The sequence below is a fragment of the Catenulispora sp. EB89 genome (genome assembly GCF_041261445.1).
In the GTDB taxonomy this organism is placed as follows: domain Bacteria; phylum Actinomycetota; class Actinomycetes; order Streptomycetales; family Catenulisporaceae; genus Catenulispora.
In genome coordinates this window covers 1-22,441 of sequence record NZ_JBGCCU010000037.1, presented here as the reverse complement: position 1 = coordinate 22,441, position 22,441 = coordinate 1, and the positions used below count along the sequence as shown (strand labels likewise).

At 70.7% G+C, this 22,441-nt stretch carries 18 protein-coding genes; 8 read left to right on the top strand and 10 right to left on the bottom strand.

Annotation, left to right across the window (positions count from 1 at the left end):
- Window positions 1-10: 10 nt before the first annotated feature.
- The 3 genes from ABH920_RS45395 (at window position 11) to ABH920_RS45385 (ending at window position 6,405) form a co-directional block, all read left to right on the top strand.
- Window positions 11-4,123, top strand: coding sequence for a PQQ-binding-like beta-propeller repeat protein (locus ABH920_RS45395; protein ID WP_370355567.1), 4,113 nt, complete (start codon window positions 11-13; stop codon window positions 4,121-4,123).
- A gap of 141 nt (window positions 4,124-4,264) precedes the next feature.
- On the top strand, window positions 4,265-5,545 hold the full coding sequence (locus ABH920_RS45390; RefSeq protein WP_370355566.1) for an MFS transporter: 1,281 nt from the start codon (window positions 4,265-4,267) through the stop codon (window positions 5,543-5,545).
- A gap of 23 nt (window positions 5,546-5,568) precedes the next feature.
- Entirely contained in the window at window positions 5,569-6,405 is an 837-nt protein-coding gene (locus tag ABH920_RS45385) for an alkaline phosphatase family protein (RefSeq protein ID WP_370355565.1), read from the top strand.
- Between the two features lie 49 nt (window positions 6,406-6,454).
- Here ABH920_RS45385 and ABH920_RS45380 read toward each other — a convergent pair whose 3' ends face one another.
- From ABH920_RS45380 to ABH920_RS45370, 3 genes are all read right to left on the bottom strand, one after another.
- A complete protein-coding gene (locus ABH920_RS45380; RefSeq protein WP_370355564.1) occupies window positions 6,455-6,805 on the bottom strand; it encodes a YciI family protein in 351 nt (116 codons plus the stop codon).
- Window positions 6,806-6,895: 90 nt separating this feature from the next.
- A complete protein-coding gene (locus ABH920_RS45375; protein ID WP_370355563.1) occupies window positions 6,896-7,819 on the bottom strand; it encodes a ribonuclease Z in 924 nt (307 codons plus the stop codon).
- A complete protein-coding gene (locus ABH920_RS45370; protein ID WP_370355562.1) occupies window positions 7,816-8,406 on the bottom strand; it encodes a TetR/AcrR family transcriptional regulator in 591 nt (196 codons plus the stop codon). Before ABH920_RS45370 ends, ABH920_RS45375 begins: the two co-directional genes overlap by 4 nt.
- A 94-nt stretch (window positions 8,407-8,500) precedes the next feature.
- Here ABH920_RS45370 and ABH920_RS45365 point away from each other — a divergent pair, with 94 nt between their 5' ends.
- Together ABH920_RS45365 and dapB are read left to right on the top strand one after the other, a co-directional pair.
- Window positions 8,501-8,848, top strand: coding sequence for a rhodanese-like domain-containing protein (locus ABH920_RS45365; protein WP_370355561.1), 348 nt, complete (start codon window positions 8,501-8,503; stop codon window positions 8,846-8,848).
- A 375-nt stretch (window positions 8,849-9,223) separates the two neighbouring features.
- Window positions 9,224-10,024: a 4-hydroxy-tetrahydrodipicolinate reductase gene (gene dapB, locus ABH920_RS45360; RefSeq protein ID WP_370355560.1), complete on the top strand. Its 801-nt coding sequence runs from the start codon at window positions 9,224-9,226 to the stop codon at window positions 10,022-10,024.
- Window positions 10,025-10,119: 95 nt separating this feature from the next.
- Here the strand turns inward: dapB and ABH920_RS45355 are convergent, their stop codons facing one another.
- From ABH920_RS45355 to ABH920_RS45340, 4 genes are all read right to left on the bottom strand, one after another.
- Window positions 10,120-11,556, bottom strand: a complete 1,437-nt coding sequence (locus ABH920_RS45355) for a family 2B encapsulin nanocompartment shell protein (RefSeq protein WP_370355559.1) — start codon at window positions 11,554-11,556, stop codon at window positions 10,120-10,122.
- Between the two features lie 165 nt (window positions 11,557-11,721).
- Complete coding sequence (locus ABH920_RS45350; RefSeq protein ID WP_370355558.1) at window positions 11,722-13,515, bottom strand: glycosyl hydrolase family 18 protein; 1,794 nt, start codon at window positions 13,513-13,515, stop codon at window positions 11,722-11,724.
- A 233-nt stretch (window positions 13,516-13,748) separates the two neighbouring features.
- Window positions 13,749-14,636, bottom strand: a complete 888-nt coding sequence (locus tag ABH920_RS45345; RefSeq protein ID WP_370355557.1) for a serine hydrolase — start codon at window positions 14,634-14,636, stop codon at window positions 13,749-13,751.
- Complete coding sequence (locus tag ABH920_RS45340) at window positions 14,633-15,583, bottom strand: LysR substrate-binding domain-containing protein (protein WP_370355556.1); 951 nt, start codon at window positions 15,581-15,583, stop codon at window positions 14,633-14,635. Before ABH920_RS45340 ends, ABH920_RS45345 begins: the two co-directional genes overlap by 4 nt.
- A gap of 88 nt (window positions 15,584-15,671) precedes the next feature.
- On the opposite strand from ABH920_RS45340, the gene ABH920_RS45335 reads away from it, so the two are divergent.
- A complete protein-coding gene (locus ABH920_RS45335) occupies window positions 15,672-17,402 on the top strand; it encodes a penicillin-binding transpeptidase domain-containing protein (protein ID WP_370355555.1) in 1,731 nt (576 codons plus the stop codon).
- A 186-nt stretch (window positions 17,403-17,588) separates the two neighbouring features.
- Window positions 17,589-18,851: an alpha/beta hydrolase family protein gene (locus tag ABH920_RS45330; protein ID WP_370355554.1), complete on the top strand. Its 1,263-nt coding sequence runs from the start codon at window positions 17,589-17,591 to the stop codon at window positions 18,849-18,851.
- Between the two features lie 48 nt (window positions 18,852-18,899).
- On the opposite strand, the gene ABH920_RS45325 is transcribed toward ABH920_RS45330, so the two are convergent.
- The 3 genes from ABH920_RS45325 to ABH920_RS45315 form a co-directional block, all read right to left on the bottom strand.
- Window positions 18,900-19,631, bottom strand: a complete 732-nt coding sequence (locus ABH920_RS45325; RefSeq protein ID WP_370355553.1) for a group II truncated hemoglobin — start codon at window positions 19,629-19,631, stop codon at window positions 18,900-18,902.
- 96 nt (window positions 19,632-19,727) lie between these two features.
- Window positions 19,728-20,144, bottom strand: a complete 417-nt coding sequence (locus ABH920_RS45320) for a hypothetical protein (protein WP_370355552.1) — start codon at window positions 20,142-20,144, stop codon at window positions 19,728-19,730.
- A gap of 83 nt (window positions 20,145-20,227) precedes the next feature.
- The gene (locus ABH920_RS45315; RefSeq protein ID WP_370355551.1) at window positions 20,228-21,496 is read right to left on the bottom strand and encodes an alpha/beta hydrolase; all 1,269 of its coding nucleotides are present in this window, start codon (window positions 21,494-21,496) and stop codon (window positions 20,228-20,230) included.
- A gap of 96 nt (window positions 21,497-21,592) precedes the next feature.
- Between ABH920_RS45315 and ABH920_RS45310 the strand changes: the two genes are divergently transcribed.
- Window positions 21,593-22,288 carry a FadR/GntR family transcriptional regulator gene (locus tag ABH920_RS45310; protein ID WP_370355550.1) on the top strand — a complete coding sequence of 232 codons (696 nt, stop codon included), beginning with the start codon at window positions 21,593-21,595 and terminating at the stop codon, window positions 22,286-22,288.
- Window positions 22,289-22,441 lie beyond the last annotated feature (153 nt).

Genomic DNA, 22,441 nt, shown 5'->3' with positions numbered 1-22,441 from the left:
GGCGGCGGCCGTGGCCGTGACAGTCTTCGGCTCGACGGCCGGTGTGGCGAGTGCGGCCGGTGCGTCCGCCGCCGGGTCCGCCGCCCCGTCCGCCGCCCCGTCTCCGTCATCCGCGGCCGCCGCGCTCCGGCTGACCGCGGATCAGGTCCGGAACCTGTCCGCGAAGTACACCGTCGGTGTCGACAGCACCGGCACTGTAGCCCAGCGCGTCGGGATGGCGCAGGCCGTGGCGGCCGGCGTGAGTGCCGACCCGACCACGTCGGCCGCGCGGAGTGCGCCGAGTGCGCCGGCGGCTGGTTCGGCGGCTGGTCAGGCCTCGAACTCCGGCCTGTCCTTCACCGCGAACCAGCAGATCGAGACCGCGCGCGGCCTCGGTCTGACCGCGGCCGTCCCCGGCAGCGACGACTGGTTCCACGTCGACACCTCCGGCCAGGTCCAGCGCGTCGGGCGGGACGGCAAGCCGGTGTGGACCAAGACCGAGCAGGGGCTGGCGGCGGACTGGGGTCTCAAGGGCACCGTTCCCTATCTCCCCGAGCCGCCGCCGCTGGACATGTTCGCCGGCTACGACCCGATTTCCGGCACCGGCGTCGGTTCCGACCAGACCTTCGCGGTCGGCGACTTCGGGGGCGGATCAGGGCACGACATCGCTGTCGCTTACACCCTCGGCGCCAGCGCGGCCTTCCCCTTCACGGTTCCGGACTCCCCGCTGACCCACTTCGCGTCCTTCGTCACCGTGATCGACGGCCGCACCGGCAAGACGTTGTGGCATCACGTCTATCCCGGTTACGTCAACCGCCTCGCGGCCGGGGCCGGGGGCTTGGTCGTCGGCAACGTTACCGGCCCGATGTGGGGCATCGAACCGGCGCCGTCGTCGGGCGAGAGCCGGACCAGCGTCTCGCTCGTGAAGTTCCACAAGTCCGGCGCCGCGGTGGCCGGCGCCACCGCCTGGACGTACGACACCCAGGTCCCGTGGGCCGCGCTCGCCACCATCACCCCGACCGCCGACGGCATCGCGACCGGCTGGACCGACACCCCGATGGGCCTGGGCACGCCGCGTCCCGCCGACGGCCACGTGATCCTGCTGGACGCGGCCACCGGCAAGCTGAAGCTCGACGTCCCGACCTCCGGCTACCCGCGCATCATCCGCGACGATCCCGAGCGGCACCGGCTCGTCGTCGCCGAGGAGAACGACCCCGAGGACGCGGTCGGCTGGCAGCTCACCGCGATCGACCCGAGGACCGGCAGCCGCCAGGTGCTCTCCGACCGCACCGGCACCTTCGTCACGTCGCTGCGGGTCGCGGACTCGGACCACGAAGGCCGTAAGAACCCCGCGTATGTCGCGACCGAGCTGACCATGGACATGTCCGGCTCCCAGCCGCTCCCGGTGAGCTCGTCAGTCCTCTCCTTCACCGCGGGTGGCAAGAGCCTGTGGACCACGCCGATCCCGGCCGCCTTCACCGGCGACGCGCCGGTCGTCGGCGGCATGTTCCTGCCGGACGCGGACCGGGCGAGCGTCGTCGTCACCACCCAGGACCCGCAGAACCCCACCGAAGCCGTCCCGAACGGCCCCGAGGGCACGCAGGTCCTGTCGTTCGACGCCCGCACCGGCAAGCTCCGCTGGCGCCAGTCCGGCGCGGTCGGCACCGGTTTGGAGCCCGCGCAGTGGGGCGACCGCATCCTGTCGGTGGCCGCCGACCAGACCGCCTACGCGTACAAGATCTCCAACGGGGCCCCGGTGGCGACCCAGCCTCAGCTCGGCGACCTGTACTCCGGCGTCCTGGTCCCCGGCCCGACCACGGCGGAGGACGGCGTCAAGAACATCGTCGCGGCCGGGCAGAGCCGCGGTGTGTTCCTGCTCGACGGCCATCCGCAGCCGAACGGCGTGCCGAAGGTCCTGTGGACCTCGACCGTGCAGGGCGCCGTGCACCACGCCGAACTCGTCGACGACGGCAAGCAGGTGCTGGTCGCCGCGACCGGCGGCTGGGACCTGATCGACGTCGCGACCGGCAAGGTCACGGTGGCCAAGGACGTCCCCGGTGCCTACACGTGGTCGGTGGCCGCCACCGGTTCGGGTAAGAACACTGAGATCATCGACCCGACCCACGCGCTCACCGCCTACGGCCTGAACGGCCGGCAGCTGTGGACGTTCAAGCCGGCCGGCAGCGCGGTGCGGTTCAGCAACGCGACGGTGGACTCCGACGGCCACGTGATCGCCGAGTACGCCACCGCGGCGGGTGACAAGGCGCCGAAGGACGGAGTCGTGTCGGTCGACGCCCGGACCGGCAGGACGGTCTGGGACCTCCCGGCCGATCCGTCGGTGCTCAGCACCGGCCAGTTGCAGGCCGCCTATGCGAGCCCTGACATCCCCGGTGCGGACGGCCACGGTGTCGCTCTGGCCTGGGCCGCCAAGGACCCGAACGGTCCCTCGGGCACCACCCTGGTCGAGGTCCGCGACAGCCGTACCGGCGCCGTGCTCACTTCGCACACCGGCGGCGGATCGACCACGAACATCGACTTCAGCGCCGATCCGAAGGACGGCCTGGCCTGGTACCACTTCGCCGTCATCAGCCGGCTGCTGCCGGACGGCAGGACCTGGACCGACACCGGCATGTTCTCCGACACCTACTCCGGCGCGTTCGCCACCTCGACCGGCGGCTCGACGGTGCTGCTGGACTCGCCGTTCGGGGCGCAGGCCTACGACCCGGCACTGTTCGACGGGAACAACGACTACCCCGGCGACCTCGCGGAGACCGGACCACTCGACGACGCGCACCAACTCGTCGTCGACGGCTCGCAGGTGCTGGGGCTCGAACAGGACATCCGCGAGTGGGGCATCAACGACGAGTGGATGGGGTCGTTCTACTTCGATCAGGACACGAACATGCACGGCGTCACGGTCTCGACCCTGACCGGCACGCTGACGCCCGGCGCCGCCAAGAAGTCCGCGCCCAAGCAGCGGTTGAAGGCCACCACCCCGAGTGTCGCGCCGACCACACCGACCACACCGACCACACCGGTGATGGACCCGACCGGCGGCAGCCTCGTTCCGGACTCGGTGATCCCGCCGGCCCTGGCGACCACACCGCCGCTCCGCGGCTACACCCCGGCGCAGATCCAGCACAACCTCGCGCTCAAGGGCGACGGCAGCGGCCAGACCGTCGCGATCGTGGACGCCTACCACCACCCGGCGCTCCGGAGCGACCTGAACATCTTCAGCAAGCAGTTCGGCCTCCCGCCGACATGTGACAGCGCGGCAGCCGGTGCCGACTGCTTCGACTTCTCCGTCCACACCATGCCCGGCACGACCGTCGACGGCGGCGGCTGGGACGGTGAGGCCGCGCTGGACGTCGAGTGGGTGCACGCCGTGGCCCCGCACGCGAAGATCGTCCTCGTCGAGGCGCAGGACCCGACCATGCAGCACCTGAACGAGGCCGTGGAGGCCGCGGCGGCGCTGCACCCGGCGGCGGTCTCGATGAGCTACGGCTTGAATCGCGAGTTCTCCGGCGAGTCCTTCTACGACGACCGGTGCCTGTTCACCGACACCGTCTGCGTGGAATCGGCCGGCGACAGCGGCAATCCCGACGGTTACAGCGCCACCTCACCGAACGTGCTCTCCATCGGCGGCACCACCTTGAAGCTGGACGCCGCGGGCACCACGGTGAGCCAGACCGCGTGGCGCGGCACCGGCGGCGGTTTGTCGTTCTTCGAGAAGCGTCCGGCGTACCAGGACGGTGTGAATCCCGACGCGCACCGCGGGACGCCCGACGTCTCGGCGGTCGCCGACCCGCAGACCGGCGTCGCCGTCTACTACACGGACGCGACGCAAGGCCGCTCCGGCTGGGCCGAAGTCGGCGGCACCAGTTTGTCGGCCCCGATCTGGTCGGCGATCCTGGCGACCGCCGACCAGGCTCGTGCCACCCTCGGCAAGCCGCATCTGGCCTCGGCCGACGGCTCGGTGTTCCGCGACGTCTACGGGCTCGGCTCCGCGCTCGTCGATGTCACCTCCGGCAGCAACGGTGCCTGCCCGCCCGCGGAGTGCTCGGCGCACGCCGGCTACGACACGGTGACCGGTCTCGGGACGCCGGCGCGCGGAGTGGACCAGGCGCTGGCGGCGAAGCCGTAGGCCTTTCCCTTGTAGAAGAAGTAGGAGGCGATGCCCCGGCGGTACTTCCCGCCAGGGCATCGCCTCTTGTTGGATGACTCGCACACGCCTACGATGAGCGTCCCGAGAACATGAAGATGATTCATATATCTGGAGCGCGCCTTGTCCACCGAGACTTCGCCCGGCCCCGGCACCACGTCATCCTCGTTCGACGCGGAGCCCACGGCGAAGGTCCGGGCGCCGTGGATCACCGGCTTCGTGGTCGCCGGGCTCGGCTGGCAGGTCGCGAGCCAAGTGCCCAGCACCTTCACGGTGCCGCAGCAGATCAAGGACATCGACCCGGCCGGGCACGTCGCGGACTTCGCGTGGGTGAACACGATCGGGACGCTGTCGATCCTGTTCCTGGGGCCGCTGTTCGGGATGCTGTCGGACCGCACGGTCTCGCGCTTCGGGCGGCGGCGGCCGTGGATCGCCTTCGGCGGCGTCGCCGGCGCCGGTGCGCTGGTCTTCAGCGGGACGCAGAACTCGGTGTGGGGCGTCGGCCTCGGCTACCTGCTGCAGACGGTGTTCGTGGCCGCGCTGGCCGCCGGCATGGTGACGATCGTCCCGGACCAGGTGCCGTCCGGACAGCGCGGCATCGTCCTGGGCTGGGGCGGGGTGCCGCAGGCCGCCGCGCTGATCGTCGGCGGGGTGCTGGTCTCGCTGTCGAAGGGGTACGTCGGGCAGTACGCGGCGCTGGCCTCGCTGATGGTGTTCGTGCTGCTCTTCGCGTGGCGGGTCGGGGACCCGCAGCTGCCGCGGGAGCGGCGCGAGCCGTTCAGTTTCCAGGCTTATCTGGCCAACTACCGGATCCAGGTGCGGCAGTACCCCGACTTCGGGTGGGCGCTCGCCACGCGGTTCCTGATGGTGCTCGGCTACGGCCTCGGGACGCTGTACACGCCGTACTTCCTGAGTGACGTCCTCGGATTCAAGAACACGCCGTCGGACAAGAGCAACGACAGCCACCTGCTGATCGTGGTCGCGGTGAACAGCGTCTCGACGGTCGCGCTGGTCGTGATCGCCGGCTGGCTGTCGGACCGCTGGGGACGCCGCAAGCCTTTGGTGGCCGCCGGATCCGCGGTGATGGCGGTCGCGGCGGCGATGATCGCGGTGCACCAGACCTGGGGGATGATGCTCGCCGCCGGTGCGGTGCTCGGTCTCGGGTACGGCGTCTACCTGAGTGTGGACGGCGCGTTGGTCACGCAGACCCTGCCCTCTGGTGCCGACCGGGGGCGCGACATGGGTTTCGCGAACTTGATGACGATCATCCCGTTCGCGCTGGTGCCGCCGATAGCCGCGCTGCTCATCAAGTTCGCGGGTGGGTATGCTGCGCTGTTCTGGGCCTCGGCGATCGCTTCGGTGGCCGGTGCGGTGTGCATCAACAGGATTCGCGGCGTCCGCTAGAAGAAACGGGTAGATCGGTACCAATGACTTCACCATCACGCGTCCTCGTCATCGGCATCGACGGGGTCCGTCTCGACGTGCTCCGCGAGGTCCGCACCCCGCATCTCGACGCGGTCGCGGCCGAGGGCTTCCTCGCGCCGGTGCGCATCGACGACGCCACGCCGACGTGGTCCGGGCCGTGCTGGGCGACGGTCGCGACCGGCGTCTCGGCGGCCAAGCACGGGATCACGCACAACGTCTTCACCGGGCACCGGCTCGCGGAGCATCCGGACTTCCTGACGCTGGCCTCGCTGGCCGGCAAGCGGACGTATCTGTCGGTCGGGAGCTGGGAGCCGTTGGCGACGGCGGCCTGCGGGGGACCGTTGTTCGCGGCGCCGGACCGGGTGACGTTCACGTCGTACGGCCTGGACTGCGAGCGCGGGGACGAGGCGGCGACGGCCGATGCGGAACGCGAACTGCTGGCGGCGGACTACGACGTGGCGTTCGTGTACCTGGGGGATGTGGACGAGACCGGGCACGAACTCGGCGTCGGGGCGGAGTACCGCGCGGCGGTGGAGCGTGCCGACGCGCGGGTCGGGCGCCTGCTGGCGACGGTGCGGGCCCGGTCCGCGCACGCCGAGGAGCGGTGGACGGTGATCGTGGTGACCGACCACGGGCACGTCGACGAGGGCGGGCACGGCGGCGACAGCGATCTGGAGCGGACGGCGTGGATCGCGGCCAGCGGGCCGGGGATCGTGGCGGGGGCCGAGATGGGGACGCTGCGGCATGTCGATGTCGCGGCGCATGTGTACGAGGCGATCGGGCTCGGTGAGGCGATGGCGGGGCTTCCGTTGGAGGGCAAGCCTTTCGCGAGCGTGTGACGCCGGCCTGTCCCCGGTGGACCGGGGCAGACCGGCAGCGGGCACCGCATCAGTTCTTGGGGACCCGGAACCGTCGCACCTCCTGCGGCCAGCCGCAGGCCACCGCGATCTTTCCGGCCCACAGCCGCGCCGCCTCCTCGTCGGGCACGTCCACGACGGCGAAGCCGCCGAGGTACTCCTTGGACTCGACGTAGGGGCCGTCGGTGAACAGCGGCGTGCCGCTCGACGCGTCGACGCTGAACACCGGGGCGGCGTCGTCCAGGCCGCCGGTGAAGACGAAGACGCCGGCGGCCTTCATCTCCGCCACCAACGCCCGGACCGCCGTGGCCTTCTCTTGCAGCTCCTCGACCGTGAAGTCGGGTACCCACTCCTCGTTGAAGGCGATGAGGTACTCGGTCATGGCTCCTCCTTGTCCCGGCGGCTTCGTTCGACCGCCTCTCATCTACCCGACGAACAGCTCGCTGCGGATCCGACAGGCTGCCGGAGATTGTCAGGAGTCCTTGGCCTCCACACGCTTCGGGAACGGGATCCGCATCAGGTCCTCGGCGATGTGGATCGGGCCGTCGAACTCCTCGGCGGCCTCGGCCAGGTAGCGCGCCGGGGCGGTGTCGATCGGGTAGCGCTGCGAGAAGTGCGTGAGGACGAGTTCGCGGACGCCGGCGTCGGCCGCCAGGCGTGCGGCCTGGCGGGCCGTGAGGTGGCCGAACTGGCCGGCGAGGGATTCTTCGGAGTCGAGGAACGTCGCTTCGATCACCAGCAGGTCCACCCCGGCCGCCAACTGCTCGGCACCGGGGCAGCGGCGGGTGTCCATCAGGAAGGCGAAGCTCTGGCCGGGTTTGGGGATGCTGACGTCCTCCAGCCGGACGTCCCCGAGGCGGCCTTCGGCGCGCAGGCGTGCGATGTCCGGGCCCTTGATCCCGGCCGCGTTCAGCTTCTGCGGCAGCATCCTGATGCCGTCGGCCTCGTCGATGCGGTAGCCCTGGCAGGGGATGCCGTGGTCGAGCGGTGCGACGGTGAGGGTCAGGCCGCCGTCGAGAGCGTAGGTGCGCGCGCCGGTGCTCGGCCGCGTCGCGATCTTCGCGCGGGCGTGGTGCGGGGTGGCGAAGCGGAGGCGTTCGAAGTACTCCTCGTGCTCGCCGGGGAAGTGGCAGACCACTTCGTGCGGGACGTCGTCCAGGGACATGCGCTGCAGGACGCCGGGCAGGCCGAGGGCGTGGTCGCCGTGGAAGTGGGTGACGCACAGCCGGGTGACGTCGGTGACCGACAGGCCGGCGAACTGCATCTGGCGCTGCGTGCCCTCGCCGGGGTCGAAGAGGAAGCCCTGCTCGTCGAAGCGGAGGAAGTAGGCGTTGTGGGCGCGGTAGCGCGTCGGCACCTGCGAGGCGGTGCCGAGGATGACGAGCTCGCGCATCATCGGCGGGCCTCCTGTTCGACGCCGGCGCGGATCCGGTCCCACCGCCAGCCGTCCGCGAGCAGATGGCTGACCAGGCCCGCGTCGAGGAGCGCCAGGATCGTGTAGGCGCGGAACTCCGGATCGCGGTCCTCGGTGAAGAGCATGGTCAGGTGGGTCTTCCAGAACTGGTAGACGCCCAGGCGATAGCGGGCGCCGGGCGCGGCGGTCTCGGAGGCGAGCAGAAGATCCAGGTGGGCCTGCAGGTAGTCCAGGTACGCCAGCACGAAGGCGACGCGGCGCTCGGTCTGCGTGGCGGCGTCCGGCCCGAGAGGCGCGGGGCCGCTGATCATCGCGAGCTGGAGTTCCTTCTCCCGGTCGTCCAGCAGGGCGGCGACGAGCCCGCTCTTGTCCCGGAAACGGCGGTAGACGGTGCCCTTGCCGACGCCGGCCTCCTGCGCCACCGCGTCGGTGGTCAGCGCCTCGACGCCGCCGTGCGTGTAGAGCCGCCAGGCGGCCTGGAGCACCAGGGCCCGGTTGCGGGCGGCGTCGGCGCGCTCCCGGGGCGGCTCGCCGGCGAGGGGGAGTTCGGGCCTGGACGGTTCGGACATGGACTCATTGTAGACAAGCGGACCCCGGTCCGCATACTCTGGAACCGTCAAGCGGACCCAGGTCCACTTAGCGCACGAAACAGGAGGCCCAGCCATGACCACCCTCATCACCCGCGACGAGCTGAAGGCCGCGATAGACAGCGGCTCGGTCACCGTCCTCGACGCCCTCGCCGGCGCCTACTGGGAGCAGCAACACCTGCCCGGCGCCATCCCCCTGCACGCCGACCACGTGGAGGAGGTGTACGCGGAGCTGCTGCCGGACCGGGACGCGCTGATCGTGACGTACTGCTCGAACCCGGCGTGCCAGAACAGCCAGGCGGTGGCTGGGAAGTTGGAGGGGCTGGGGTACACGAACGTGCGGAAGTACCGGGAGGGGATCGAGGACTGGGCCGCTGCCGGGCTGCCGCTGGAGTCGGGGGAGCTGCGGGTTTCAGGGAGCTGATCGGCGCGGCGCCGACGCAATGCAGCAGCGCGCGCGAACCGCACGGCGTAGCGTGATGTGTCCGGAGGCGGGGGCCATGCGGCTCGGTGCTCGGCGCGGCGGCACGGCGGCGCGCGGCACGGCGCGATGCAGCCGATGGCGGCGGGTCATGCAGCCCGATGCTCGGCGGCGCGGCTCGGCAGAGTGGCGCGTGTATTCAGCCGCGTGTACGCACCAAGGTGCGAGATCGTGTGGCGCGGCGGTCCGGGCAGTGGTCCTGGTCTTCGGCGCGGTGCACCAGGAGAGCGGCAGCGCGATGCAAGCCGCAGGGCAGGCTTGGCATGGCGCGGTGCAGCGCGGCGGGCGGGAGCGGGGGTCTCGCCGTAGCCTGAGCACATGATCAGGATCTGCTTCTCCGGCGTCACCGGCTGGACCGCGTCGGCCGTCGTCGCGGCGATCGAGGACTCGGCCGATCTCGTCCTCGTCTCGGGTGTGTCCCGGTCGGCGGCGGGGAAGTCGCTGGCGGAGGCGGCCGGATGCGCGGCGGCGGGGCGGGTGTATGCGTCCGTGGCCGAGGCGTTGGCGGCCGAGCCGGTTGATGTCGTGATCGACTACACCAGCGCGGCGGCCGTGAAGCAGAACGCGTTCGAGGCCGTGCGCGCCGGCGTGCACGTCGTGATCGGCTCGTCCGGCCTCACCGCCGAGGACTATGCCGAGCTCGACGCGGCGGCGCGGGATCGTGAGGTCGGGGTGATCGCCGCCGGGAACTTCTCGGTGATGGCCGCGGTGCTGCGCAAGGCCGCGGCGCTCGCCGCGGAGCACCTGGACCGTTGGGAGATTATCGATTACGCCAGTGCTGGCAAGCCCGACGTGCCGAGCGGGACGGCCCGCGAGTTGGCCGAGACGCTGGGGGCGATCCGGCGTCCGGTGCCCGCGGTTCCGCTCGACGAGTTGCGGGGTCCGGTCGAGGCGCGTGGTGCGGACGTCGACGGCACTCGCATCCATTCGGTGCGGCTGCCGAGCTACGTCGTCAGTACCGAGATCATCTTCGGCGGTGCCGGCGAGCGGCTGGTCATGCAGCACGACGCGGGTCCCGATCCCGCGCCCTACGTGGCCGGCACGCTGCTCGCCGTGCGCCATGTCGGGGACGCGGTCGGCGTGCGGCGCGGGCTGGACTCGTTGCTGTTCGAGAGCTGAGTGATCCCCGCCCCCGCCCCCGCCCCGCCGCACCTCTCACACGTCCCCGGCGGCTCGCCGCACGAGCCACCGAGGACCCCGCCGTCGCCGCGGCGCTAGCCGCGCGGGCGGTCGAGCTCGACGTTCTCGAGCACGCCGAGCGCGTCCGGGACCAGGATCGCGGCCGAGTAGTAGGCGCTGACGAGGTAGGAGATGATCGCCTTGTCGTCGATGCCCATGAAGCGGACGTTCAGGCTCGGCTCGAACTCGTCCGGCAGGCCGGTCTGGTGCAGGCCGACCACGCCCTGCTCGTCCTGGCCGGTGCGCATGGCCAGGATCGAGGTGGTGTGGCCGTCGGTGATCGGGATCTTGGAGCACGGGTAGATCGGGACGTCGCGCCAGGCGAACACGCGGTTGCCGTCGACGTTCCCCGACGTCGGGTACACGCCGCGCTTGGTGCACTCGCGACCGAAGGCGGCGATGGCCTTGGGGTGCGCCAGGAAGAACTTCGTGGAGCGGCGCATCGACAGCAGCTCGTCCATGTCGTCCGGGGTCGGCGGGCCGCTGTGGGTGTGGATCCGCTGCTCGTTGGCGGCGTTGTGCAGCAGCCCGAACTCCGGGTTGTTCAGCAGCTCGCTCTCCTGCCGCTCCTTCAGCGCCTCGACGGTCAGCCGCAGCTGCTGCTCGGTCTGGTTCATCGGGTCGTTGTAGAGGTCTGCGACGCGGGAGTGGATCCGCAGCACCGTCTGCGCCACCGAGAGCTGGTACTCGCGCGGCTGCAGCTCGTAGTCCACGAACGTGCCCGGCAGGTCGGCCTCGCCCTCGTGGCCGGCGGCCAGCGAGATCTCCGCCTCGCCCTTCTTGTTCACCGGCTTGGCCCGGCGCGTCGCGTGCGAGGCGAGCTGCGCGCGCAGCGTCTCCGAGCGGTCCAGCAGCTCCTGGAAGGCGCTCAGCGGCAGCGCGAGCAGCACGCCGGAGGTGGTGGCGCGGGCCCCGTAGCCCCAGGGCACCGAGTCCACGACGCCGCCGGCCACGGCCTCGTCGCCCAGGTGGTCGCCGCCCGCGAACGAGCCGATGACCGTGGTCTCGCCGTACTTGCCGGTGCCGACCTTGGCGACCTTGCCGTGCCCGACCACCAGGATCTCGGTCACCGGCTGCCCGGCCTCGGCCAGTTGCTCGCCGGCGGCGAACGGGCGCTGCGCGAACCGGCTCGCCAGTTCGGCCAGCAGCGCGTCGTCGTCCAGGCCGCGCAGGATCGGCAGCTCGGTCAGCGTCGGGGGCAGGACCCTGATGTCCTCGCCGGCCTGGTCGAAGGCGACGCGGCCGCGCCCCACCGCGTGCGACAGCCGGCGGTTCACCCGGTAGGTGCCGCCGGAGACCTGCACCCAGGGCAGCTTGCGGAGCAGCCACCGCGAGGTGATGCCCTGCATCTGCGGAACGGTCTTGGTGGTCGTCGCCAGGTTCCGGGCGGCGGCCGTGCTGAGGCTGAGCTGGCTTTCCTGGACGATGTCCTGCGGGACGAGGTCCTGGGGCGTGGAATCCGTGGTCGGCATGCCTCCACGTAACCAATGTCCGTCTCACCCGGGCAATATGCGCTTTGTTACTTCGTTACATCGAGTGATAAGCACTCGCCGGGATTGACGCGGCGCCCCGGCGGGTCGCGGGCCTTATGAGAGCCCTGATCCGCCGGGACGCCACGCGTGCGCAGGGGGAACCTGCTAGGAAATGGCGAAGTCGTCCGCGTAGACGTCGCCCTGGCTGTACCAGCCGTGGACGAACACCGTCACCTTCCCGGTGGAGTCGGTCGTGAACGGCACCGACAGCTGCGTCCAGCTCGACGCCGAGGTCCAGGCGCTGGCGCTGGCCCCGCCGCTGACGCCGACGAAGGCGTAGTTGCCCTGCACCCACGCGGTGAGCTTGTACGCGTGGTTCGGCGTCAGCCCGCTCACCGCCTGGTCGCACTCGCCGGTCGCGCTCGCGGTCGGCGAGACCTTCGCGGCGTGCGACCCGGAGTGCACCGGGCTGCTGACGACGGCGTCAGTGCTCTGACACGTCCAGGGGCTGAACGAGCCGGACTCGAAGCCGCCGTTGGCCACCGCGCCGCCACCCCCGCCGCCCGGACCGGTCACCGTCAGCGTGAACGTGGCGCTGTGGCTTCCTGAGGCCGCAGTGCCGGTGACGGTGATCTGGTACGTGCCGGCCGGGGTGGTCGAGGCCGTGGCCACGGTGAGCGCCGAGGTGCCGCCGGCCGTCACCGAGGTCGGGCTCAGGCTCACGGTCGCGCCCGAGGGCGCCCCGCTGGCCGTCAGCGCGATGCTCTGCGCGGTGCCGTTGGTGACCGCCGTGGACACCGTCGCCTTGGCGGTCCCGCCCTGAGCCAGCGAGGCCGACGTCGGCGAGACGCCCACGGAGAAGTCGTTCGTCGGCGGCGGCGGAGTGCTGCCGCCGCTGGTGAACGGCTCGAAGGTGTTGCTGAAGTACCACGTGCTCTGCGCGATGCCCGAGCAGCTGTCCGAGCCGCCGGTCCCGACGCAGCCGCCGTTGTCCCGCTGCAGCGCCCAGAACGAGATCTCGGCGATGCCCATGGAGTTGGCCCAGCTCAGCACCGGTGCCGCGTCCGAGGTCTGGAACGTCTCGGCCGCTCCGTAGTCGTCGATGCCCGGCATCTCGGTGACGCCGACCATGCCCCACAGCTGCGAGGCGGACTTGCTCGGGTAGAGCGAGGCGAGCTGACCCTCAAGGCCGGTGGCGGCGGTCTTGGTGTCGTTCGCCATCTCGTGCGTCGCGCCGTCGTAGTAGTCGAACGTCATGATGTTGACGACGTCGATCCGCGCGTTGTTGGAGACCGCGTTCTGCAGCACGGCCAGCCCCGAGTCGGCCAGGCCGCTCGTGGTGGTCGGCAGCGTGTAGCTGAACTGGACGGTGCGGCCGTTCGCCGCGGCCCAGTCCTCGACCATCTTGATGGCCTTGTTGCGCCGGTCGATGCCCGCGGTGTTGGTCAGCGAGTTGTCCTCGGTGTCCAGGTCGAGCCGGGTGACGTTGTACGTCGTGATGACGTTCTCGTACGCCGCGGCGATCGAGCTGACGTTGGTGCAGCTGTCCGCGATCTCGGTGCCGCCGTGGTCGGCGGCGTACCCGCCGAACGACGGGATGACGTCGCCGCCGCTGGACCGGATCGTGGCGATGGAGGTTCCGTAGGTCGAGGACGAGATCGGCGTCGAGGTGTCGCCGTCCCAGTCCACCGTGCACGAACCCGCGCTGGCGGTCTGGACGAACGCCATCGTCAGGTACTTGGCGCCGGACTGCTGGCTCAGCGTCGCCGGGTCGTCGCCGTTGTAGGCCTCGAAGTAGGGCGCGAAGACGTGCGCCGGGATGGGGGTGCCGGTCGACGCGGCCGGTACCGCACTGGCGGCATGGCCCGCGGCGCTCGACGCCAAGAGGGCGCCGGCGCTCGCGGCCAGCGTCGCCGCGGCGGTCACGAGCACGCGGATATGACGGCCTGTCCGTTTCATGTTGCTCCCAGATGGCAGGGCGTTGAGCAGGACTGGATCTTGATAGAGGCGGCCGCCCTGGAGGACATCATTGGACTAGACCAGAGGTCTGTCAAGGTTCCTAACAATTCGGCTTGCCACAACCTGCGACGCGGTGTTTTCCGAGGCCTCGCAGGTGCGCGATATGCACGGAAAGCAACAATCAGAACCCTGAGTCGGGTATGTGGTTGTTCGAGCGGGCCGTGCAGTGAGCTCTACAGCGAGCGCAGTGCGTCCACCGCGATGCGGGCCGCGGTGCCGATCACGGCGTCGGCGGCGGGCAGGATCGAGGCGGTGGAGGCGGCGCGCGTGAAGACGGCGACGGCGTAGCGGCCGCCGTCGGGGTACTCGATGACGCCGGCCTCGTGGCGCAGCGTCGGCAGCGTGGCGGTCTTGCCGCTGACCCGGACGTCGTCGAACGGGAAGCCGGAGGCCATGCGGTGCGTCCAGGCTTGGAGCCCGAGCAGCGAGCGCAGCTCTTCGGCCAGGTCTCCGGTACAGACCTCGTCGCGCCACACGGCGGCGAACAGCTCGGCCATCTGGCGCGCCGTGGAGCGGTTGGTGCGCAAGGGACTCAGGATGCTGACAGCGGCGACCGCGGCGGGGTCGGTCAGGTTCGGGTGGGCCCGCAGCGCGTCCCTGATGGCCGCCATGTCGTGGACCGCGATCGTATCGGTCAGACCGAGCTCGGCCATGGTGCGGTTGACGGCGTCGAAGCCGATTTCGCGCCACAGAACGTCGGCGGCGGCGTTGTCGCTGACGGCGACGACGAGGGTCGCGAGGTCTCGCAGGGACATGCGCACGGCATCGCGCATCACGGCGAGGCCCGACAAGCCAGGCGTGCGCTCGGCAGCCGGGATCTCGATCTGCCGCGTGCGGTCCAGGCGGCCGGCGGCGGCTTCCCGGTACAGGGTCGCGAGCAGGCACACCTTGTGGAGACTGCTGGTCGGCATCAGGTGCGTGGCGGCCACGGAGACTGTGGCGCCGGAGTCGATGTCCAGCGCGTGCAGTTGGCCCGTGACACTGGCGTCGGCGAAGGCGGCGTTGATGCGGGTCACGGCGCGCCGAGTGGCGGCGTTGGACGGGGAAACGGCTTCACTCACAACGCGAACTCCGTCTCCGGCCGGGCGGCGCGCGGACGTTCGGCGGACGCCGCGTACATGCCGGCGTGGACGCGCAGCGCGAGGTCGGCGGCCGCGGCGAAGACGCGCACGGCCGGTCCGTCGTGCCCGGCGCGCCAGGCCGTGGACGTGCGCCAGGACAGCGGACGGCCGGACAGCGGACGCCAGGTCGTGCCGGGCTCCGGCGGCGGCTCGGGGATCAGCGCGACCAGGTCGGCGCCGGACAGGATGAGCGCGCGGGTGAATTCGAGCCCTTCGACCGTGCGGATGGCTGTCGGCGTGAAACCGTGGCGGGCACACGCGGTCAGCGTCTCGTCGTGCAGCGCCGGGCTGTTCGTGCGCGGCGGCATGGCCAGTCCGCGTCCCGTCAGGGCTCTGAGATCGACCTCGGGCCGGGCCGCGAGCGGATCGTCCTCGCGCAGCAACACGCCCAATGGCTGATGCAGCATCGGCCCGAACGACAGTCCTGCCGCGAGACAGGGATGCCGCACGATTCCGGCGTCCAGCGTGCCCGCCGCCAACTCCGCCGTCTGCTCGGCCGTGGTGAGCTCGCGGAGGTCGAGTTCGCTGCCGGGACTGCGCTCCTGGAACGCCGTCAGCAGCGCCGCCACCGCCGCGCCGCCGAGGTGCGCCGGCACCGCCGCGCGCAACGTCCCGGCCTCGCCGTCCTGCAGCCGCTCCACCACCGACCGCAGCCGGTCCGCGGCGTCGAGGACGGCCTCGCTCTGCGCCAGCACCAGCTGCCCGGCCGGGGTCAGCACGGCGCCGCCGCGTCCCCGGTCGAACAGCCGCACCCCGAACTCCCGCTCCAGCCGCTGGATCCGCTGCGACAGCGACGGCTGTGCCAGCCGCAGCCGGCTGGCGGCCCGTCCGAAGTGCTGTTCCTCAGCGACCACACGGAAGTACCGGAGGTGCGCCAAGAGGTCCATGACATTGGATCATAGTCACTTCGCTATGGATGTGTTTCCCATACGACTCTTGGACAGGATCACGAACCGCAGGCTTTCCTTACGAACTATGGCAGGCATGCAACGGCGGGGACGCCGCACTTCAAGGACCGTCACCGCGGCGGTCGTCACGGCCGCGGTGGTGGCGACCGCGTCCGTGGCGCTCTGGCTGCGGTCCGATCACAGCGGCGCGGGCACGTCGCCGACGGCGCAGGCGGGGCCGGGCGGCGGCGCGGCGTCGTCGGGGGCGTCCGGGGCGGCGGGGGCGTCCGGGTCCGGCGACACGCCCTCGACGCCGGACGCAGTCGCGAAGGACTTCCTGGCCGCGTGGGCGTCGGGCGACTACACCAAGGCCGGCTCCCTCACCGACAACGCGACCGCCGCCGGTCCGCGGCTGCAAGCGGTCATGAAGTCGCTGAATCCTAAGTCCACACAGCTCACCCTCGGATCGCAGATCCCTGCGACCGGCGCCGCGCCGGACCCGGCGGCGCACTACAACTTCAGCGTCGTGGACACCTTCGACGGCGGTTTGCAGTGGACGTACAACTCGGTCCTCGCGGTCGTCCCGGCGAGCGGTAGCGCGAGGACTCCGCTGGTCCACTGGTCCTCGGCGGTCATCCATCCGCAGCTCGGCGGCGCGGCGAATCTCACCGCGACGCCGCCGGCCGCGACGGTCGTTGACGACACCGGTCTGCCGTTGCAGGCGTCGGCGCATCCCAGCCTGGGGACCGTGCTCTCGCGGCTGGCGACCGCCAAGCCGTCCGGGGCTCCGGCGCCCACCGCGCTCCAGATCAACTTCGTCGACGCGAACACCGGCGCGACGCTCGGCGGGACCGAGCCGGTCACCATCGGCGCGCCGAGCGGCGGCGCCGCGCTGCAGATCAAGTCGACGCTCGACAACCGCGTCCAGACCGCCGCGGAGCATGCGCTGGCCGCGTATCCGGAGTCCGGCATGGTGGTCATCAAGCCGAGCACCGGCGGCGTCCTGGCGATGGCCAGCAACTCGCAGAGCACGGCGGGCTTGGCGTATCACGCGCTGCGGGCGCCGGGTTCCACGTTCAAGGTGGTCACGACCGCCGCGCTGCTCCAGGCCGGGCTCAAGCCGTCGGATTCGGCGCCGTGTCCGGCGATCGCGACCGTGGGGTCGCAGAACTACCACAACGACGAGGGCCTGAAGAACGGCTACCCGAACGCCACCCTGACCGATGCCTTCGAGCAGTCCTGCAACACGTCCTACGTCGGTCTGCGGAACCGCCTGTCGGGCCTCGGCGCGCTGGAGAACGAGGCGAAGACGCAGTTCGGCATGAACCAGCCGTGGGACATGGGGCTCGGCGCAGCCACGTACTGCACCGCGGGCAGCGAGCAGGTCCCCGCGGCCGACGGCCAGGAGCGCTTCGCCGCCGAGACCTTCGGCCAGGGCGACATCACGATGTGCCCGCTCACGATGGCCTCGCTGGCCGCGACGGCCGCGACCGGCACGTTCAAGCAGCCGATCCTGCTGCCGGGGCAGACCCAGGTCCCGGCGACGCCGCTGCCCGCCGGGGTCGACAACGATCTCAAGACTCTGATGCGGGGCGTCATCACGGAGGGCACGGCCACCTCGCTGCGCGGCATCAGCCCGACGCTCGGCGCCAAGACCGGCACGGCCGAGCGGCAGAACGGGGATCTGGACAGCTGGATGATCGCGATGGACCCGCAGCACGACATCGCCGTCGCCTGTGTGGTGCTCAACGGCGGATTCGGCAACGACAAGGCGGGCCCGGCGATCAAGGCGATGCTGAACGGGATCGGGATCGGGTGATCCGGGGAGGGCACCGGATCCGGGAAACGCGACTGCGGACGCTGTCATAGGGCGGTTATCCGCCCTATGGCGGGTTCGGCCCTCACGAAGGGTGAAACGCCTGGTAGCACCGTGGTTCGTGGGGTGCGCGAGTTGCGAGGATCAAGGTGTCAGAACACCGCGTCACCGCATCCGAAGGAACGTCTCATGCGCACTTCTCGTCTCGTCGCCGCTTCTCTGGCCGGGGTCGTCGCTTGTGGTCTCGCCGCCTCGGTCACGCTCCCGGCGTCGGCCTCGTCGGCCGTGTCGGCCTCGAAGCCCGCCAAGCCGGCCAAGGGGGAGACGCTCAAGCTGCCCGCGCCGACCGGCCGGTACGCCACCGGCGAGTCGACCTTCCGGCTCGTCGACGACTCGCGGTCGGACCCGTGGACGCCGAAGCAGCCGTATCGCGAGCTGATGATCAGCGTCTTCTATCCGGCCGTGCACACCGGCGGCAAGCCCTTCACGAACCAGTACCCGGCAGCGGCGTCCGCTCTGATCGGTGCCAGCTTGGACAGCGGCAACAACCTGCCCGCCGGCCTGGTGAACTGGGCCGCGACCAAGACGCACTCGGTGCAGGACGCCGCGATGGCGCCGGGCCACTTCCCGGTCGTCCTGTACTCGCCCGGTGCCGGTGACCCGCGGGACTCGAATGTCACGCTGGTGGAGAACCTGGCGTCGCAGGGCTATGTGGTGGTCACCATCGACCACACCGGGGAGGCGCCGGCCACGGAGTTCCCGGACGGCCACGTCGTCGACAACGCGCCGCTGCTGGCGGCCTTCGCCCAGGTCGGGGACGACCAGGCGGCGGCCACGGTCCTGCTCACCAAAGTGATGGACATCCGCCTGGCCGACACCCAGTTCGTGCTGAACCGGCTGTCGAGCCTGCCGCACCGGCTGACCGCCGGGATGGACCTGAACGACATCGGGATGTTCGGGCACTCCGCCGGCGGGTTCGAGGCGGCGGAGACGATGTACAACGACCCGCGGGTCAAGGCCGGCGTCAATCTGGACGGCACCCTGGAGTTCACCGAGAACCCCGACGGCACGCACCTGAGCGATGTCGCGCTGCACGGGCTGAAGCAGCCGCTCCTGCTGATGGGCAGCACCGGCCGCTACCCCAGCAGCATCCACGTCGAGCCGTCGTGGGCGTCGTTCTGGCAGCACCAGCAGGGCTGGAAGGCCGACATCACGCTGAACGACTCCCAGCACCAGTCGTTCACCGACGCCGAGCCGCTGCTGGCGCAGCTGGCGGGCAAGGTCCCGGCTTCGACGCTGACCGACGACAACGGGACGGTCGACGCGAAGCGCGCGGTGGCGGCCGACCGGGCGCTGGTGGACTCGTTCTTCGACCGGTTCCTGAAGGGGCACGACAACCACCTGCTGGACGGCCGCGGGGCGTCGCAGTACCCGATCACGTTCGTGAAGTAGACCGTGAAGTAGATCGCGTTGTTCCGGGGCGGGTGCCCCTCCGGCCGCTCAGCCGCGGTACGGAGGGTGCCCGCCCCAGTTCCATTTCGGCATCGGGGCGTTGTACTCCTTCACACCGGGCTGCGAGTTGATGACGGCCAGCCGGGTGCCCCACTCGATGTAGCTGGTGAAGGCGGCGCGGAACTCGGGGTCGTCGGGGAGACCGACCTCGTCGGCGGCGTCCATCAGAAGGCTGACCCAGCGGCGGCGCTGCTTTTCCTGAATGCCGCGGCCGAGGTGCTGCCGGATCATGTGGCGGTAGCCGCCGTGGGATTCGGTGTAGGTGCCGGGGCCGCCGAAGACCTCGCCGAGCCAGAGCGCGACGTGCTGCGGGTGCCCGGGGTCCATGCCGGCGAACAGCGGCTGGAGCAGGTCGTCCTTCAGGACCTCGCGGTAGAAGGCCTCCGTCAGGCGCAGCAGGGCCTCTTCACCGCCGAGCCATTCGTAGAGGCTCGGGACCGCGCCGCCGTCACCTCGGACGGCGGTGTTCTCGTAGCGGCGCCGGTCGGTGACGTCGGCTTCGAAGGCCTTGAGGCGGTCCTCGACCGGGGCCGTCGGCGTCTTCGCCGAGTTCCAGGTGGTGCGGAAGACGTACTGGTCGGGTTCGTCGACGCCTCGGGTCAACTCGTAACCGACGCACTCCGGGTCGGCGGCGAGCGCGGCGGCCGCGTCGGCACAGGCCGCCTCGAAGTCGGCTGCGCGCTCGGCGGGGATGCGATAGCGGATGTACTCGACGGTCATGCCGCCAGCTTTCCACGGCGCCTTCTTAGACGCGCCGATCCGCCGCTGTCATATTCGTGGCGCTGCTGCCGAAGCTCGCGCTGTCGGCGCCGGCGGTCAGTGCCTCCGGCGCTCGAAGAACTGAGTCGACTCGCGCTGCCACAACAGAACTGTAGTGCCGAGGCCGGCGACCCAGCTCAGCACGTCGACCGTGACGATCAGCGCGTTGACGTGCAACGTGCCGGCTATCACCTGCACGATGCCCAGCGTGGACAGGGCGAAGAACACGGTGCCCAGCACGCGGGCGCCGTTGCGGCCTGCCTGGGAGGCGCTCGCCACCCACAGCCAGACGGCGGCCGCGACTGCGCAGATGGCGAGCTCGAGGACGACGACGGCGGGTCTGCTGAGCTCGCTCAGTGCTCCCGCGACTCCCTGCACCACCGCCAGCGCCGCGCCGGCTTGCATGAAGCTGACCGCCTTCTTGATGCTGTCCGGTACAACGCTTTGGTCAGCCGTCATGTCTGTCTGCGTCATGGTTTCTCCCCCGAGGTCTGTGAGCAGTGATTCAGCTGACTGAATCGTCTCAGCCGCAACATAGACCTGACACGCGCCGTGCGCTACTTCGCTCCCGGCACCTGAACCGCCTTGGCCAGCCACGGCAGCTCCTGCACGAACGCCGCCTGCGCGAAGGTCCACGAGTGCTTCCCGGAGCCGGTCCAGATCTGGTTCGGGACGTGGTCCTTGTTCAGCGCGGCGGAGAGCTGCTGCGCGTGCTTCGGCTGCGCCGACTCCTGGTCGCCCACCGCGAACATGCCGGAGAAGGTCTTGGGCCACTTCTTGTGCTTGGCCAGGATGGTCACGGGGTCGTCGGCGGCGTACTCGGCCGCGTTGCCGCCGTACAGGGTGGCGATGGTGGAGTTCTTGTCGCCCTTGTTGGGGCCCAGGTCGCCGCTGATGTCCAGGAAGTGGCCGAAGACCGTGGGGTGCGTGAGTGCCAGGTCGATGGCGCAGGTGCCGCCCATGGACCAGCCCGCAGCGGCCCATTTGGCCGGGATCGTGGCGGTGCCGAAGGTCTTCTCGACGTAGGGCGGGATGTCCTTCACCAGGTGGTCCATGGCCTGGCCGGCGGGGCCGTTCACGCACTCGGTGTCCACCTTGAAGCCGCCGGAGGCGTCGACGAAGACCAGGACCGGGGCGAAGCCGTGGTGGGCGGCGGCGTAGGCGTCGGCGGTCTTGATGGCGTCGCCGGCGCGGATCCAGTTGTCCGGGACGGCGTACTCGCCGCCGATCATCTCCACGACCGGGAGCTTGGGGCGGTGCGTGGAGCGGAACCAGGCCGGCGGCAGGTAGACGTACTCGCTGCGGTGTTGGAAGCCGCTGGCGGTGTCCGGGATGTCGACCTCGACGATGCGTCCGGTCCTGGTGTTGCCGTGGATGCTGCCCAGCTGCGCCAGGGTGACCTGCTGCGGCAGCGCCTGGTTGGTGAGCTCGCCGTACATGTCCGCCAGCGTCGGGTAGTAGCCGAGGCTGATGTCCAGCGCGTCGGCGGCGGTGAGCACGGCCAGCACCATCGCCAGCGGCGCGGCCGTGCGCTGCCACCAGCGTGAGCCGCGCCAGCACACGATCGCCAGGCCCAGGGCCAGGGCGAAGACCGCGAGCCAGAACCAGAGGCCGAGCGGCAGCGGATCGGAGATCCCGGCGACCGTCCGGACCAGCACCACGCACAGCACGCCGAACAGAACAGATCCCCCGAGCACGATCGGCAGGCGCTTGAGCAGGAACTTCCGGTCCCGCAGCCGCCTGCGTCCGATCGTGACGACGACCAGCGCCACGGTGAGCACCCGCAGGGTCCACGGCAGCCAGCCGGCCAGCAACGACACGTCCACGGCCTCGATCTTCGCGGGGGCGCTGTCAGTTCTGGGTAAGGGTTGCCTACGTAGCCGCCGCAGGCCACCGGCCCCCGGCGCTGGCACAATGACCGCATGGCGGTCACGGACGAGGCGATCGAGAAGATCAAAGAGATGATCATCAAGGGCCGGCTCCGGCCCGGCGACCGCCTGCCCAAGGAGGCGGACCTGGCCGCGGAGCTGGGCCTTTCGCGCAGCTCGCTGCGGGAGGCGGTGCGGGCCCTGTCGCTGATCCACGTGCTGGACGTCCGGCAGGGCGACGGTACTTACGTCACCAGCCTGGAGCCGGCGCGGCTGCTGGAGGCGATGAGCTTCGTGGTGGACTTCCACCGCGACGACACCGTTCTTGAATTTCTTGAGGTACGCCGCATCCTGGAGCCGGCCGCCACGGCGATGGCCGCGCAGCGCATCACCGACGAGGAGGTGGCCGACCTGCGCGCGCACCTGGCGCTGATCGGGAACGCCCCGACGGTCGAGGACCTGGTGCGCAACGACCTGGAGTTCCACAGCCGGATCGCGGCCTGCTCGCGGAACGTCGTGCTGGGCTCGCTGCTGGACAGCCTGTCGGGGCCGACGACGCGCGCGCGGGTCTGGCGCGGGCTGACGCAGGAGGGGGCGCTGACCCGGACGTTGATGGAGCACACGGCGATCTTGGACGCGCTGGCCGAGCGGGACTCCGAGGGGGCCCGGGCGTGGGCGACGATCCACATCGTGAGCATCGAGCAGTGGCTGCGGAACACGTTGAGCGAGAAGCGGTCGGCGCAGGGGTAGCAGGCCGGGCGCCGGAAAGCAGAAAGCAAGAAGCAGAAGGCAAGAAGCAGAAGGCAAGAAGCAGAAAGCAAGCAAAGAGCGGTCGGGGGGCGGGGGGGGGCCGACCCCCCCCCCCCCCCCCCGAAACCCAAAAAAACACGGCGGCCCCCCGGG